Consider the following 15022-nt stretch of genomic DNA (forward strand, 5'->3'; position numbering starts at 1 on the left):
GATGGGCTATTGGAGATCAACCCAATGAAACTCTCGATTTTATCCACCCTCTTCCTCGCAGGCACCCTCTCCAACCCTTGCCACGGCGCTGAGCGCAAGTTCACCAGCTCGGATGGCAAGGAATTGCTGGCCGAGATCATCACCGCCACCGCGGCCGATGTGACCCTCAAAAGGAGCAACGACGGCAAGGAGTTCACCCTTCCGCTCGCGAGGCTTTCCGAGGATGATCGGAAATTCGTACTGGCTTGGCTTGAGAAGGAGAGGCCGAACATGCGCCCCGCGCGGGAGGTGGAACTCGCACTCGAAGACGGCAGCAGCAAGAAGATGCCCGTTCCCAAGGGCTTTTACTTATCCCCGGAGGGAACCTTGACCCTGTATGCCGGAGACACGGTTCACCTTGAATTTGCAAAGGAAGGTGAGAATTGGGGTGCCCCGAAAGTCGTGACGGAAGTGAAGAATCCCGAACGCACCATCACCTTCGCATTTTCCCATCAGGCCAATATGACGCTGCTCAACCGGACCACCAAAATCCAGTCCGCTGTGGTCATGGACAGCATGACCTGTGCGCTCGACTCAGACGAGTTCACTCGCGTCGGTCTCTATCCTACGGAAAAAGCTCAGGACGCGACCGACAGCTGGCCAAGCAAGGTTTGGATCTTGCAATTGAGTAAGTTCGAAGTGACCGACCGTCCCGCAGGAGAGGCCTATGGGGAGCGGGCAAAGTAAGGAAAGTAGGAGCCGCGAGCGAACTGCCTCAAATCCCTTCTTGTTCGCGCAAGTTGTTGAGGAATTCCTCGGTGACAACAGTCCTGTCGTCCTTTGCGCGCCGAAGGCGCGGTATGCCCAGCTCGTCGATATCAGAGTGAGGCTCGCCCTTTGAGCGGCCCAGCGCAGCCCAGCATCCAAGGTCGCTTTCCAAGGCCGCCAAAATCACCTCTCGCAAAGTGGTGCCCTGCTCTGCGGCTTTTGCCTTCGCCCGCCGGTAGAGCGGCTCGGGAATGTCGATCGCGGTTCTCACGAGTTCAGCATGGTGGAAAGATAAGAACTCGTCGATCCTCTGAGCCACCGTGGGAGAGTCGCTCCATGATCGCGCCTGCGTCGCTGTCATCGCGGCCACTCCTGCAAATTCATGCAACCCGAAAATAGTAACGGGCCGCCCCTTTCCAGAAGGGCGGCCCGCACGGGGAAGGCGGAGGAGGGGGTGGGGAAGACTGTGCTGCCTTAACCGCGGTTGCTGCGGTCTTCGACGTTCGGGCCCTTGGCGGCACGCTTGCGGGCGTTCGCGTCCAGGATGCGCTTGCGCAGGCGGATGTTCTGCGGCGTCGCTTCGACGAGCTCGTCGGCATCGATGTATTCGATGGCGCGCTCGAGGGAGAAGCGGATCGCAGGGGTCAGCTTGGAGGTCTTGTCCTTGCCGGAGGAGCGCATGTTGTCCAAGTGCTTCTCCTTCACCGGATTCACCGGCAGGTCGCCGACGCGCGGGTTTTCACCGACCAGCATGCCTTCGTAAACGGCATCGCCGGGTGCGGCGAAAAGGATGCCGCGCTCTTCCAGCATTTGCAGCGAGTAGGGAGTGGCGGTCCCGGAATCCATCGAGACCAGCGTGCCAGTCGTGCGGTTCTGGATGTCGCCGGCGTGTGGCGCGTACTCCTTGAAGAGGTGGCTCATGATGCCGTGACCGGAGGTCAGGTTGACCAATTCGGTCTCGAAGCCGATCAGGCCGCGGGTCGGGATGTGCGCCTGGATGAACACGCGGCCGCTGGCCTCGGTGTCCATGTGCTCCATCATGCCCTTGCGGTTCATGAGGATCTTCAGGATGCCCTGGGTGTAGTCGCCCGGGGCTTCCACGTAGAGCGTTTCGAAGGGTTCCAGCAGCTTGCCGTGATCATCGCGGCGGTAGATCACCACCGGGCGGGAGACGAGGACTTCAAAGCCTTCGCGGCGCATCTGCTCCACCAGCACCGCGATCTGCATCGCACCGCGGGCGGAGACGTTGAAGACGCCGGAGGTGTCGGTGTCCTCGACCGTGATCGAAATGTTCGTCTTCAGCTCGCGCATCAGGCGCTCGCGGATCGCTCGGGAGGTCACGTGCTTGCCTTCCTTGCCTGCCAGCGGGCCGTCGTTGATCGAGAACTGCATCGACACCGTCGGCGGGTCGATCGCCACGAAGGGCAGCGGCGCTTGGTCGGAAGATCCGGCGATGGTTTCGCCAATGTTGACGTTCTCAATACCTGCGGCGATGCCCACGATCCCACCGGCGCTACAGCCTTCGGAGTCGGTGGTGGCGAGACCAGAGTAGCTGAAGGTCTTCATCACCTTCGACTGGGTCTTGGTGCCATCCTCGCGGAGCAGCCAGATGGTATCGCCCTTCTTCACGCTGCCGCCGAGAACCTTGCCGACGGCAACACGGCCGACGTAGTCGTCCCACTCGATGTTCGAAACGAGCATCAGGAAAGGAGCTTCCGGATCGGCCTTCGGAGCGGGGATATGCTCGATGATCTTCTTGAGCAGCGGCACGCAGTCCTTCCGCTCGTCATCCGGGTGATCCATGAAGTAGCCGTCACGGGCGGAGCCGTAGCAGAAAGGAGCGTTGAACTGCTCTTCATCGGCGTCGAGGTCGAGAAGCAGTTCGAGGACTTGGTCGTGAACCTTCAGCGGGGTCGCCAGCGGACGGTCGATCTTGTTGACCACCACGATCGGCTTGAGGCCTTCCTGCATCGCCTTGCGCAGTACGAAGCGGGTCTGGGCCTGCGGGCCGCCGGAGGCGTCCACCACGAGCAGCACGCCGTCCACCATCTTCATCACGCGCTCCACCTCGGCACCGAAGTCGGCGTGGCCCGGGGTGTCCACGATGTTGATCGTGTAGCCTTCCCAGTGAATGGAGGTGTTCTTGGCCTTGATGGTGATGCCCTTTTCCTTTTCAAGGTCCATCGAGTCCATGGCGCGCTCTTGCTGCGCTTGGTTGTCACGATAGGTCCCGCCGGCTTGCAGGAGCTGGTCGACGAGGGTGGTTTTCCCATGGTCAACGTGGGCGATAATGGCGAGATTTCGGATCTTAAGGGACATGGCGGCGTCGAGTACGTACGGGCTCCCGGGGAAAGCGGCGCGGGCCTATGGACCCTTTTTCCGCGCTTGGCAAGGGGGAAGCACGCGACGTTCCCGTTACAAGGACTTCTGCGGCCCCGGAATTCTGCGGATTGACGTGCTCTTTTTGCGAGGCGACTGGAATCTTGGCCGCCCTAACAACCGGTGGTCCGCTTAAAACCGATGAAACTCCACTACCTCTTTGCCGCCGCGACCTTCGCCATTCTGCCTGCATGCGAAAAACACGAGACCCCGAACGTGAAAGAAAAAGTCGACGACGCCCTCGATCGCCGTCCGAACGAAAAGATCAAAGATGCAGCCGAGGACATTAAGGACGACGCCAAGGATGTGGGTAGGGACGTCAAGGACGCGGCGAAGGAGATCAAGGAGGATGTGAAGGACGCGACCCGCTGAGTATTAGGAATCAATCGACTGGCCAAACCCGCAGTGCCAGATCGGCCACTGCTTGCAGCTCTGCTGCTGCGGCCCCGCCAGCCGACTGCACCGCCATCCCGTGGATCACGGTGGCCAAGTAGCCGGCCAGCGCGGCCGTATCCGTGGTTGGGGCAAGGTCCCCGGCCTTCTTTGCCTGCTCAAGTCGTTCGCGGATCGCGACTTGGGTGCCCGCGCGCATCGCCGTCAGTTCCTCCCGGATGGCCCTCGCCTCATCCCCGCAGACCAACGCGCCTTGGATGGAGAGGCAGCCGCCGGGATGGCCGGGATTCCCCAGAACCTCCACGGCACCGTCCAGGAGCGCCTTGGCCATTTCCCGGGCACTCGGCATCGCGAGGGCCCCCGCCACATAGGACGCCGGGCCGGCTGCATAGCGCTCCAATGCCTTGCGGAACAAGGCCTCCTTGTTGCCGAAGGCCGCGTAGAGGCTGGGCCGGTTGATCCCCATGGCGGCGGTCAGGTCTGCCATTGAGGCACCTTCGTAGCCCTTTTCCCAGAATACCCGGAGCGCCTTGTCCAAGGCCGCATCTGCATCAAAGCCGCGCGGGCGGCCGAGACTGGGAGCGGATTCGGAGGATTTCATACCTAGCGGTAAAAAACCTCGCTTGACCCCGGGCTGTCCAGTTGATACATCTATACCTTTCGTTACAGAACTATTCTATGAATGTGCTCGAACTCACTGCGGAAACCTTTGATTCCACCATCCGCGGCACGGATCAGCCCGTGCTCGTCGACTTCTGGGGCGACTGGTGCGGTCCCTGCAAGATGATCGCCCCGGTGGTGGAGGAGATCGCCACCGAGTGGCAGGGCCGGGCCTTGATCGCGAAAGTGGACGTCGGAGCCGCTCGTGAACTCGCCGTCAGCCTCGGGGTCAAGGCCATCCCGACCCTGATTGTCTTCAAGGACGGCCAGCCGGTGAAAGTGATGCGCGGCCTGCAGGACAAGCAAGTGATCGAGGCGGCCCTGGCCGCAGCGTGATCACTCTTGGTCGGGATCGCTCGCGTGACCTGTCACAGGGGCGATCCCGCCACCAATACCACAACGCATGAGCAATACCTCCACACTCGCCGGAAAAGCCGCCCTCGTTACCGGAGCCTCCCGCGGCATCGGTGCCGCCATTGCCCGCCGCCTCGCTGCGGATGGTGCCGCTGTCGCCATCACCTACAGCGCCTCGCCGGAGAAAGCTCAGGAAGTGGTGAAGTCGATTGAAGCTGCGGGTGGCAAGGCCATCGCGATCCAAGCCGACGCCGCCGATGCCGTGGCAGTCCGCGCCGCCGTCGCTCGCGCTGCCACGGAACTGGGCGGCTTGGACATTCTGGTGAACAACGCTGGCGTCGCGATCATGGCGCCGCTCGCGGATCTCAGTGAAGCGGACTTCGACAAGACCTTTGCCATCAATGTGAAGGCCCTCTTCGTAGCCAGCCAGGAAGCAGCCAATTACCTGCCGCAAGGCGGGCGGATCATCCACATCGGCAGCGTGAACAGCGACTCCGCGCCCTTCCCCGGACTGAGCGCCTACTCGATGTCGAAGGGCGCTGTCGCGGGCATGAACCGGGCGATGGCCCGCGATCTAGGTCCGCGTGGCATCACCGTGAACAACATCCAGCCCGGCCCGGTCGATACCGATCTGAACCCCGCCACCGGCCCTTTTGCCGACACCCTGCGTGGCCTGATGGCGCTCGGCCGTTACGGCTCGGGTGAGGAAATCGCCGGTTTGGTATCTTATCTCGTCGGTCCGGAGGGTAGCTACGTGACCGGAGCGAACCTTAAAATCGACGGCGGCTTCGACGTCTGAAGCGCTGCGGCGGATTCGCCGTGGACAAGTCGCCGGTCCGGCCCAGATTCCCGGCCCGGCGGCCCGCCAGCTGCCTTCCCTGTCACCATGAGCAGCTCTTTGCCCGGAAGATCGATCCTTCCGATCGTTCTCCTCTCTGCCGCCGGCTTCACGGTGCTGACCACCGAATTCATCATCGTGGGCCTGTTGCCGGCGATGGCCCGGGATCTGCGGGTAGACATTCCCACAGCAGGCCTGCTGGTGACCCTCTTCGCCTTCACGGTGGCGGTCACGGGACCGCCGCTGGTGGCCTTCATGTCGCGTTTCGACCGCAAGCGCCTCTTCGTGGCCACCTTGCTGCTCTTCGCGCTGTCGAATGTGCTCGCGGGCACGGCCTCGAATTTCGGGGTGATGGCTTTCGCCCGCTTCATCCCTGCGCTCATGCTGCCGGTGTTCTGGTCGCTGGCCAGCGAGACCGCCGTGAACATCACCGGTCCCGAGCGGGCCGGGAAGGCGATCTCCATGGTCTCCTTCGGGGTGGTGGCGGCCACGATTTTCGGAATTCCGATCGGCACCCTTGTTGCGGATGCCTTCGGTTGGCGCGTGGCCTTTGGGGCGCTCGCTGCCTTGGCCTTTGCGAAGGCGGCCCTGCTCTTCTTCTGCATGCCGCCGGTCGCGAAGAAGCTGGAGAAACCCGCGCCGGTGCTGGAGCAACTCGGCATCCTGAGGGATAAAATCGTGGCCGGGCACGTCCTGCTCTCGCTGCTGGTCTTCGCGGGCATGTTCACGGCCTACACCTATCTGGCGGACATCTTGGAGCGCCTCGGCGGCTACAGCGGCACGGAAGTCGGCTGGATTTTGATGGGCTTCGGTGCCGTGGGTCTGCTCGGCAATTGGCTGGGCGGCAAGCTGGTGGACCGCAGTCCTTTGGGGGCTTCAATCGCCTTCTGCCTACCGATTGCGCTGGCGATGGCCTCGGTGGTGGCGGTGGTGCAGTCCAAGCCCGCCTTGGCCGCCGTTCTGGCGGTCTGGGGCATCGGCCAAGCCGCACTCTTCACCGCCGCCCACGTGCGGGTCATGAAGGCCGCTTCTGCGAATCCGGCGCTCGGAGCCTCGCTGAATATCTCCGGTGCGAACATGGGCATCGGCCTCGGGGCCCTTGCCGGCGGTCGGGTGATCGATGCCTTCGGGCTGCCATTCGTCGGCTGGGCCGCAGCCGGAGTGATCGGCCTCAGCATCGCCGCAGCTCTGATCCTGATGTGGGCCTCTCGCCAGCAATCGCAGCCGGTCGCGGACTTGGATTCCGCGCCTTGCCCGGATGCCGGTGGTTGCGGCCGTTGAAGATGCGGCGATGATCCCGGCATGCCGGACGAGGAAAGCTTCGCCACCAACATCGAGCGCTTCACCGGCTTCGCGGACCAGTATGACCGCTTCCGGCCGACTCCGCCGGAACGGCTCGCGCCGCTCCTGATCGATCTCGCCGAGATTGAGTCGGGTGGCACCGTGGTCGATCTGGGCTGTGGCACAGGCCTTTCGACTCGCTACTGGGCCGGCAAGGTGGCGCGCATTGTCGGAATCGAGCCCACCGCGGCAATGCGGACGGAGGCCCAGGCCAAGGGCGGGGAGGGGATCTTCTATGCGCGCGGCTTTTCCCACGCCACCGGCCTGCCGGCCGCCAGCGCGGACATCGTCACCTGCGCCCAATCGCTGCACTGGATGGATCCTCCCTCCACCTTTGCCGAGGTGGGTCGGATCCTGCGCCGCGGCGGGATCTTCGCCGCCTGCGACTACGACTGGCCGCCGGTCACCGGGATCTGGGAAGTGGATGCGGCCTACCACGAGTGTGACCAGCGGGTCCGCCGCGCCGAGCGTGAGCTGAACCTCTCCCTCGACCTGAAGTTCTCGGAGAAATCCGGCCACCTTGAGCGCATGCGCGCCAGCGGGGCCTTCCGCTGGACCCGCGAAATCCTCCTGCATCATGAGGACGCAGGCGATGCCGAGCGGCTGACTGGCCTCATGTTCAGCCAAGGCAGTGTCCAGACCCTTCTCAAAGCCGGCATCAGCGAAGACGAGATCGGCATCACCGCCTTCCGCGAGCTGGCGTTGCGGCTGATGCCCGGGAAGCGTCCATGGTTGTGGTGCTCCCGAGTGCGAGTTGGCGTTGTCTAGGTGCCTTAGACGGCCCGCTTCGGCCGCCCCTCATCCATATCGATGAAGTCGAACATCGTCTCCGCCGCATCCGGCGGGAAGCCGGACTCCTCAAGGCGGAAGCGCACCCGCTGGGCGACGGCATCGCGCCAGCCCAGTTTCCTCATGAAGCCATTCCACACCTCGATGTCCTCCTCATCCGGCCGGCGGCCGTGAGCCGTGGCCCAAGCCAGGATCTGCTCGTCGTCGCCCCCTTTGAGGACCTCCGTCTTCAAGTCGGAGTAGTGAATTCCGAGGAAGTGGCAGCAGCGGGAATCGAAGCCGCCGACAATGCCCATCACTTCGGCCCAAGGACCCGGCAACTGGCCCGCTACATTCAGGCGGATTTTATCCAGCATGCGGCCGAAATGGACGATCCCGCCCACAGTTTCATAGGGGCTGCGAAGGCCGGGAATCAGGGTGGCTGGCATGGCCATGAACCTTGATCCAGCCACCCTTGCCGTAAAGCGGCATCCCTAAAAAGAAACTGCATCGGGGGTCTGCCTTCCTCGTGTCCCCCCCGGGCCGAATGCAAGAACAGAACCGCCGATGCGTGGCGAGACAGTGCCCGAATCCGGGCTCCCGGTCCATCGGGCGGGGCGTGGATTGTTTCTACCGGGATTCCCTGAGTGCCGCGTAGTGCAATCCACTACAAGTGGCTTTCAGGCCGTCGGATGATCCAATTTCCAGGCGATTGCCTTGCGCAGCAACTCGGAGGCGTCCTTGAGTTCCAGCTTGTCCTTGATCCGCGCCCGGTAGGTTTCGACCGTTTTCACGTCCAAGCCGAGTTGCTCCGCGATCTGGCGGGTGCCGAAGCCTTGGCCCACGAGGTCGAAGACCTGCAATTCGCGGTCGGTCAGCAGCTCGAAGGAACTGCCGGGAGCCTTCGACTTGCCAACCATCCGCGAGAGGATGTCGGCGGAGAGGGCATCGCTGAGGTAAACCTTGCCGGAAAGCACCATGCGGATCGACTCGAGGATCTTGCGGGTGGCTTCCTGCTTGGTGATGTAGCCGTGGGCGCCGGCGCGGATCACGCGCTCCGCGTAGAGATTCTCCTCCTGCATGGAGACCACCAGGATCCGCAGTTCCGGGTGCATCGCCCGCAGGTCCTTGATCAGGTCGAGCCCGTTGGAGCGCTTCAGGGTCAGGTCGACGATTGCGAGATCCGGCTGTTCGCGGCCGATTACTTCGAGCGCATTCGGGCGGTCTTCCGCTTCACCGCAGACCTGCATGTCCGCTTCGCGGTTGATGATTTCGGCCAAGCGTTCGCGAACCATCGGATGGTCGTCGACGATCACGATCCGCACGGCATTCTGGGTTGTGGTGGTCTCATTCATCGGCAGATATGTCTCCATTTGAATAGCAGCGGACGCTGGTTCCGCCATTTTTGGCTTCGGCCACTTCCAGCTTCGCGCCGATGGCCCTCGCACGATAATCCATGATGTGCAAACCCATTCCTCCCTCCGCTGGGGCCGGTGGTGGATTGGCGGGTAGCCCCTTGCCGTCGTCGCTCACCTTGAGATCGAAGCGGTCGTCCGCGGCTTCGAATTCGATCAAGATCCGCTCCGCGCCGGAGTGCTTCACCGCATTGTTGATGGCTTCCTGGGCAATCCGGTAAATGTGGATGGTGATATTCTTCTCTAGGTCCACGGGACGGTCCGGGACATCAAGGGTGCACTTGATGCCGGTGCGCTTGGTGGTGCCATCGGCCAAGGATTGCAGCGCGGTTTCCAGCCCGTCTTTCTCCAGGGGAACCGGGTAGAGGCCCTTCGAAAGATCGCGGGCCTGGGTGATTGAATCATCGAGCAGCTCGACGATTTTCGCAGCTTCGCCGGCTTCCTGCACGTGCTTGGCCTCCAGCTTGTGCTGCAGCAGGCTGGCGGAGAAGGCCGTGGCCACCAGGTGCTGGCAGAGACCATCGTGAAGGTCTTGGCCGATCCGTTCTTGCTCGGATTCACGGGCTTCCAGGATGCGGCTCTCGAGCTTCAGGCGCTCTTTGACCTCCGCCTGCAAGCGCGAGGTGCGGTCGCGGACGCGGGCTTCGAGCGAGTCATTCAAGTCCCGCAAGGAACGCACCAGGCGCAGCACGATCAGCAGCACGCCCATCCGCAGGGAGGCATTCGAAAAAGGCAGATAGCTGAAGACCTGCGTCCGCTGGGTGAGCAGGTCGGCATTCAAGGAAACCACGCAGGCCAGCACGGCGCAGCCCAAGCTCGTCCACCAGCCGGCGTGCCTGCCGACATAGATCACCGGCAGCAGATAGAAGAAGGCGCTGCTCAACTGCGGCTCGATCAGCCCGTCGACAATTCCGATCGCCACGATCATCGCGATCCCAATCACGCTGACCTTCCACGGCGTGGACGGAAGGGTCCACGTCGGCTTTAGGGAGGCGGGGAATTGGGCCATCGTGGGGTGAACGCGACGGACTACAGCCGATTTTGCCCCCCAAGGCAAACCGGAACGGCGTAACAACCCGTTCAGGGTCTGACGATATCTTCCAAGACCCTAGTGATCTCTGCGAAAGGCGGCCGCTCTGCCACGCGGGCCGACAGGCAGCGGTCCCTGAGTTCGCGAAGCGCCGGAGGGGCGTCCTCGCAACGGTCCACGAGTTCTTCCAACAGGCAGCCGAAGGCGCGTACTTCGAGTCGTTCCAGCGCTGCCGCTGGAACTCCCGGTGGATGGAAGGACGCCGCCCCGAAGTCGCCCAGATAACATTCACCAGCGGCATTCGCGAGCATGTTGTGAGCATAGAGATCCCCATGCAAAATCCCGCCCGCGTGCAGATGGCTGCCGACCTTTGCCATGCTCCCTGCGATGCCTAGCAGCGCATCGCAGCCAAAGCGCGTGTCCGGATCATAGACATCGCGGGTGCAGCTTTCCCAGCTCGGGGCGGCAGCGAGGCTGGAGAAGCCGTCGGGGATGAATTCCATCACCAGCCCTTCTGCCGCCTGCGGATGGTTCGCGATCTTGCCGACGATTGGGATCAGGTGGGGATGAGAACCGGCCGCCAGGCAGGCCGCCATTTCGTCGGCAGGGAGGCCATCGCTGGTCATGGCACCCTTGAAAATTTTCACCGCTACGAGGCGTTCGCCCCATGTCGCGCGGTGGATGGTTCCCGAGGCTCCTTCGCCGAGCACCTCGTGGATCTGGAGTTCATTCCATCCGATCTTGCCGATAGGGTCAGCATGGTCCGGAGAGGGGGACATGGGATTGCCGCTGATGGCCAGCCACGCGAGCCGCGGCAGACTGAAGAGCCAAGGGGGCAGTGACCCGAAGCGGTTTGCGGAAAGCCGCAAGAGTTCGAGGGCATGGCAGTTCGCCATTTCGGCAGGCAAGGCGGAAAGGCGGTTGCCTGCCAGCATCAGCTTCTGCAGCCGGTGGCAGCGCCCGATTGAAGCGGGCAACTCCGGGATCTGGTTGTCGGTGAGGATCAGCCAACGGAGCTGCGGGGCGAAGGCTTCCTCCGGAACCTTCGCGATGGCGTTCGATTTGAAGGCGACCATCTCCAGAGCCGGACATTGGCCGATGACGGCCGGTAGCTCGCGGAACTCATTGGAAGAGCAGAAGAGGATCTTCAGCTTGGACAAGCGGTGAAGGTCTCCCGGCAGCGAGCTGAGGCGGTTGTCGGTGAGATTCAGCACCTCAAGGCTCTCCGCCAAGTCGAAGATCTCACGCGGAAACTCCGTCAGGCCACAGGCAAGATCGAGGCGGGTGGCACCGGCCAGCTTCCCGGTGCGCAGCAGTGAGAGGGTGTCAGTCATCTAACGAATCGCCACATAGATGCCCTCGAAGTCCACGCAGACATTCCCTTCCTCCTCGATCGTCACCCCGAGTTTGATGCGGCCCTTGCCACTACGTTCATAGTTCTTCCGGAAGCGCGCCAAGGTGGCCTCTGAGGGCCGCAGGCAGATCGCGCGGATCTCGCCGCGCACCGGGCGGTCGTAGGAAACCTTCGAGCTGCGGATCACGATGTGAGCTTCCTTATCGCCCAGCTCGAGCCACAGCAAGGCATAGCCGGCCAGCGTGGCGATGGCGGCGAGGCTGCCACCGAAGGCGGTGCCGAGGTGGTTGTGGTTCACCGACAGCGGCGCGGTGATCACCAGCTTGTCGTCCTCGTAGTACTCCACGCGCATTTCCATCGCCTTGGTCAACGGGATCTTCCCGTACAGGAAGTTCTCGATGTCCTCGGGGAGAAGGTGCGGCTTCATGCGATCAATACTCATCGAGTTGCCGGATCCGCGAGATGTGACGCCCGCCCTCAAACGCGGTCGCGATGAAAATATCCACGATTTCCAGCGCAGTGGGAAGATCCATCATTCGTTCGCCGATCGAGAGGACATTCGCATCGTTGTGCATCCGCGTCAGCCGCGCCGACTCCGCATTCCAGCACAGCCCGCAACGTGCGCCGCGCACACGGTTGGCCGCCATTGCCTCGCCATTGCCGGAACCGCCGAGCACGATGCCGCGCTCGTATTGGCCGGCCGCGACAGCCTCCGCCACCGGGCGGATGAAAACCGGGTAGTCCACGGACTCCGTCGAGTGCGTGCCGAAGTCCTGCACCTCATGCCCCTGGGCCTGCAGGTGCGCGATGATCTCCTGCTTGTAACGGAAACCCGCGTGATCGGAACCGATGGCGATTTTCATAAAGATGAGTGGGATTCGTGGCTCCACCACTTGGAAAGGCAGGCCCCGGCGATGTCAGGGATAGCCATGCCGGATTCAGAGTAGTGGGAGCTGTCGTTGAAGAGCATCAGGCGCGCCCGTACCGGGTCCTTGAAGTCGACGATATTCAGCGCCGCGGGATCCTGGTCGAGATTGTCGCGGTAGCGCCGCGGATCGAAACCTAACAGCGAGCTCAGCAGCAGGCGGATCGTCGCCTTGTGCGAGACCACGATCACCGGCTTGCCTTCGTGGCGGCTTACGATCTCAAGCAAAGCTGGCAAGGCGCGGGCCGTGACCGCCAGTCCGCTTTCACCGCCGGAGGGGGCAAAGGTATAGGGATCGCGGTCCCATGCCGCGGCTTCTTCGGGGTAGGCCTCCTCCACCTCCTTGCGGGTGAGCTGTTCCCAATGGCCGTGCGAGATCTCCTTCAGGCCATCGCGGAGCTGGATGTCCATCTTGTGGGGCGCGGCGAGAATCCGCGCCGTCTCTTGGGTCCGGCCGAGCGGTGAGGCGTAGACCGCATCCACCGGAATCAGGCTCAGACGCTCGGCGAGGCGACCCACCTGGCGGCGTCCTTCATCGGAGAGTTCCACGTCGGTTGAGCCGGCGAAGCGATCCTCCGCGGTGAGCACGGTGGCGCCATGGCGGATCAGGAAAATGCGCGTAATCGACATCGCCGCTACCAACGCATTTCCCGCCCGCCATGGCAATCGCGGTCACGCCCATGCGGCCATGCGGGCGGAGAGCCATTCGATTTCCTCCGGGAAGACCGTATGGTCGTAGCCGGGGAAGATCTGGCGGGTCACTTCCGCGCCGAAACCGCGCAGGGTGCCGATGCTCTCCTCGACCAATGGCAGCGGGATGTGGGCATCCTGCGTGGCACAGGCGACGAGCACCGGGACTCCGCTCAGATCGGCGGGCTGGCGGCTCAGTCCCGGCGGCCCGATGAGGGCGCTGCTGAGGCCGGCGACGAGTCCATACCGGCGCGGATGGCGCGAGGCGTATTCGAGCGCGAGGCAGCCGCCCTGCGAGAAGCCGGCGATGCCGATCTTTTCGTAGGGGATGCCGGCGCTGTGGAGCTCGGCGACATGGCTTTCCACCAAATCGAGGGCGCTGGAGAGCCATGGCTCGTTCTCCGCGAGCGGGACGAAGAAGCGCTGGGGATACCAGGTGTTCTGGGTGGCGGCAGGCGCGAGGATGGCGAGGTCGCGGGCAGGCAGGTATTCGGCGAGGCCCGCGATGTCATCGGCACTGGCCCCTCGGCCGTGGAGCAGGATCAGTGCGGCTTTTGCTTCCGCGGGCTGCTTGCCGAGACGGAGGGTCTTGGCGGGATCGTGGAGTTTCATCAAGAGATCAGGTGAAGGATTTGGCGGGCTGGACGGGAGGCAGGAGTTCTTCGATGCGGGCACGATGCGCTTCGAATTGCTTCGGCAGCTTCAGGGCGGCACCCAGCGATTCGGCGGGCTCGTCCACGGCGAAGCCGGGTGTGGCGGTGGCGATCTCGAACAGGATGCCGCCGCGCTCACGGTAGTAGATCGAGTGGAAGTAGTCGCGGTCCATGACCGGCGAGACCTGATAGCCTGAGTCTTGGAGTTCGGTTTGTTTGGCCAATTCCGTCGCATCGTCGGGCACGCTCCAGGCGATGTGGTGGATGGTGCCGGAGCCGCCGCTGCCGCGCTTGCCGGTGCTATCCTCGATGACGTCGGCATAGCGGCCGGAGCCGCCGCTGCCGGCTTCGAAGCGGGCACGGTTGCCTTCGCGCTTCACCAGGCGGAACTGCATCTCATTCGAAAGCAGGGCCTCCGTGTGGGCGGCGTGGGCGACGGTCAGCTCGGCGCTGTGCAAGCCGCGGAGGGCGTGCTCGGCGGGGATGCCGGCTCCGGTCCACGGGTTGCGGTTGTCCTCCGCGACGGCGACGATCTCGACCGGAATCGCATCGGGATCGGCAAAGGACAGGACCTCCTCGCCGAAGCGCGACTTGCGCTCAACCTTCACATCATGGCGTTCGAGGCGTTGCTGCCACCACTCGAGCGAGGTGGGCGGGGCGGAGAAGACCAGCGCGGTGGTCTGCCCGCTGCCCACGCGGCCGCGGGCATCGTGACCGGGCCAATAGAAAAAGGTGACGATGCTGCCCGGCGTGCCCTGCTCGTCGCCGTAGTAGAGGTGATAGGCGGAGGGGTCGTCGAAGTTGACGGTTTTCTTGACCTGGCGCAGGCCAAGCAATCCGGCGTAGAAATCGATATTCTGCTGCGGATCGCTGGCGATGGCGGTGATGTGGTGGATGCCGGTGATTGCCGCGGTGGTGTCGTTCATGGCGCGAGACTAGACCAAGATCCGCGATCCGGGAAATGCCAGCTTGATAGACTGAGCATGCGCGCAGTGCATGGAGACAAGCTCGCCACTTGCACGGCGGCAAATCGGCGCTACATCCGGAGCGCCATGAAAGTCCTCTACACCACTCAGGCGACCGCCACCGGCGGCCGCGAAGGCCACTCCAAGACGGAAGACGGCAAGGTCGACGTGAATCTCTCCGTGCCCAAGGAGCTCGGCGGCCCCGGCGGCGAAGGCACCAATCCGGAGCAGCTCTTCGCCACCGGCTACTCGGCTTGCTTCCTCGGAGCGATCAAGTTCGCCGCCGGCAAGGAGAAGATCCACATTCCCGCCGACGCCACGGTGACCGCCAAGGTTGGGATCGGCGCGCGTGATGACGGCGGCGGCTTCGGCCTCGAAGTGGAACTCATCATCCACGTTCCCGGCCTGGACATCGAGAAGGTGAAGGACCTGGTGGAAAAGGGGCACATCGTCTGTCCTTACTCGAATGCCACGCGCAACAACATCCCGGTGACCCGCACCGTGGTGTGA

General features: G+C 63.3%; 19 protein-coding genes. 7 read left to right on the top strand and 12 right to left on the bottom strand.

Going from position 1 to position 15022, the window contains the following annotated elements; genetic code table 11:
* The first annotated feature begins 24 nt into the window (after positions 1-24).
* Positions 25-726 (top strand): hypothetical protein, encoded by a 702-nt coding sequence (locus BV071_RS21285; protein WP_035611595.1) that lies wholly within the window; start codon positions 25-27, stop codon positions 724-726.
* Positions 727-754: 28 nt separating this feature from the next.
* Here BV071_RS21285 and BV071_RS21290 read toward each other — a convergent pair whose 3' ends face one another.
* Both BV071_RS21290 and typA read right to left on the bottom strand, forming a co-directional pair.
* Entirely contained in the window at positions 755-1018 is a 264-nt protein-coding gene (locus BV071_RS21290) for a hypothetical protein (protein ID WP_265594719.1), read from the bottom strand.
* Between the two features lie 203 nt (positions 1019-1221).
* The gene (gene typA, locus BV071_RS21295; RefSeq protein ID WP_035611599.1) at positions 1222-3066 is read right to left on the bottom strand and encodes a translational GTPase TypA; all 1845 of its coding nucleotides are present in this window, start codon (positions 3064-3066) and stop codon (positions 1222-1224) included.
* A gap of 201 nt (positions 3067-3267) precedes the next feature.
* On the opposite strand from typA, the gene BV071_RS21300 reads away from it, so the two are divergent.
* Positions 3268-3498, top strand: coding sequence for a YtxH domain-containing protein (locus BV071_RS21300; RefSeq protein WP_035611601.1), 231 nt, complete (start codon positions 3268-3270; stop codon positions 3496-3498).
* A gap of 10 nt (positions 3499-3508) precedes the next feature.
* Here the strand turns inward: BV071_RS21300 and BV071_RS21305 are convergent, their stop codons facing one another.
* A complete protein-coding gene (locus BV071_RS21305; RefSeq protein ID WP_035611604.1) occupies positions 3509-4120 on the bottom strand; it encodes a TetR/AcrR family transcriptional regulator in 612 nt (203 codons plus the stop codon).
* Between the two features lie 77 nt (positions 4121-4197).
* On the opposite strand from BV071_RS21305, the gene trxA reads away from it, so the two are divergent.
* The 4 genes from trxA to BV071_RS21325 all read left to right on the top strand — a co-directional run bounded on the left by trxA (position 4198) and on the right by BV071_RS21325 (position 7480).
* Positions 4198-4515 carry a thioredoxin gene (trxA, locus tag BV071_RS21310; protein ID WP_035611605.1) on the top strand — a complete coding sequence of 106 codons (318 nt, stop codon included), beginning with the start codon at positions 4198-4200 and terminating at the stop codon, positions 4513-4515.
* A 67-nt stretch (positions 4516-4582) separates the two neighbouring features.
* The gene (locus tag BV071_RS21315; RefSeq protein WP_035611607.1) at positions 4583-5332 is read left to right on the top strand and encodes an SDR family oxidoreductase; all 750 of its coding nucleotides are present in this window, start codon (positions 4583-4585) and stop codon (positions 5330-5332) included.
* Positions 5333-5419: 87 nt separating this feature from the next.
* Positions 5420-6652, top strand: coding sequence for an MFS transporter (locus tag BV071_RS21320; protein ID WP_035611609.1), 1233 nt, complete (start codon positions 5420-5422; stop codon positions 6650-6652).
* 21 nt (positions 6653-6673) lie between these two features.
* Entirely contained in the window at positions 6674-7480 is an 807-nt protein-coding gene (locus BV071_RS21325; RefSeq protein ID WP_035611611.1) for a class I SAM-dependent methyltransferase, read from the top strand.
* A gap of 5 nt (positions 7481-7485) precedes the next feature.
* Here BV071_RS21325 and BV071_RS21330 read toward each other — a convergent pair whose 3' ends face one another.
* The 9 genes from BV071_RS21330 to BV071_RS21370 form a co-directional block, all read right to left on the bottom strand.
* Positions 7486-7929, bottom strand: a complete 444-nt coding sequence (locus BV071_RS21330) for a DUF5069 domain-containing protein (RefSeq protein ID WP_035611882.1) — start codon at positions 7927-7929, stop codon at positions 7486-7488.
* Between the two features lie 231 nt (positions 7930-8160).
* Positions 8161-8853, bottom strand: a complete 693-nt coding sequence (locus tag BV071_RS21335) for a response regulator transcription factor (RefSeq protein ID WP_265594720.1) — start codon at positions 8851-8853, stop codon at positions 8161-8163.
* A complete protein-coding gene (locus BV071_RS21340; protein WP_052573700.1) occupies positions 8828-9904 on the bottom strand; it encodes a sensor histidine kinase in 1077 nt (358 codons plus the stop codon). The genes BV071_RS21335 and BV071_RS21340 overlap by 26 nt, the downstream gene beginning before the upstream one ends.
* Positions 9905-9975: 71 nt before the next feature.
* The gene (locus BV071_RS21345) at positions 9976-11259 is read right to left on the bottom strand and encodes a leucine-rich repeat-containing protein kinase family protein (RefSeq protein ID WP_035611615.1); all 1284 of its coding nucleotides are present in this window, start codon (positions 11257-11259) and stop codon (positions 9976-9978) included.
* Positions 11260-11706 (bottom strand): YiiD C-terminal domain-containing protein, encoded by a 447-nt coding sequence (locus tag BV071_RS21350; RefSeq protein ID WP_035611617.1) that lies wholly within the window; start codon positions 11704-11706, stop codon positions 11260-11262.
* A gap of 4 nt (positions 11707-11710) precedes the next feature.
* Positions 11711-12142 carry a ribose 5-phosphate isomerase B gene (gene rpiB, locus BV071_RS21355; protein ID WP_035611619.1) on the bottom strand — a complete coding sequence of 144 codons (432 nt, stop codon included), beginning with the start codon at positions 12140-12142 and terminating at the stop codon, positions 11711-11713.
* Complete coding sequence (locus tag BV071_RS21360; RefSeq protein WP_035611621.1) at positions 12139-12834, bottom strand: histidine phosphatase family protein; 696 nt, start codon at positions 12832-12834, stop codon at positions 12139-12141. Before BV071_RS21360 ends, rpiB begins: the two co-directional genes overlap by 4 nt.
* A 42-nt stretch (positions 12835-12876) precedes the next feature.
* A complete protein-coding gene (locus BV071_RS21365) occupies positions 12877-13506 on the bottom strand; it encodes a dienelactone hydrolase family protein (protein ID WP_035611624.1) in 630 nt (209 codons plus the stop codon).
* A 7-nt stretch (positions 13507-13513) separates the two neighbouring features.
* Positions 13514-14473, bottom strand: a complete 960-nt coding sequence (locus BV071_RS21370) for a ring-cleaving dioxygenase (protein ID WP_035611626.1) — start codon at positions 14471-14473, stop codon at positions 13514-13516.
* Positions 14474-14599: 126 nt separating this feature from the next.
* On the opposite strand from BV071_RS21370, the gene BV071_RS21375 reads away from it, so the two are divergent.
* The gene (locus tag BV071_RS21375) at positions 14600-15022 is read left to right on the top strand and encodes an organic hydroperoxide resistance protein (RefSeq protein ID WP_035611886.1); all 423 of its coding nucleotides are present in this window, start codon (positions 14600-14602) and stop codon (positions 15020-15022) included.

The organism is Haloferula sp. BvORR071 (assembly GCF_000739615.1).
Taxonomy (GTDB): domain Bacteria; phylum Verrucomicrobiota; class Verrucomicrobiia; order Verrucomicrobiales; family Akkermansiaceae; genus Haloferula.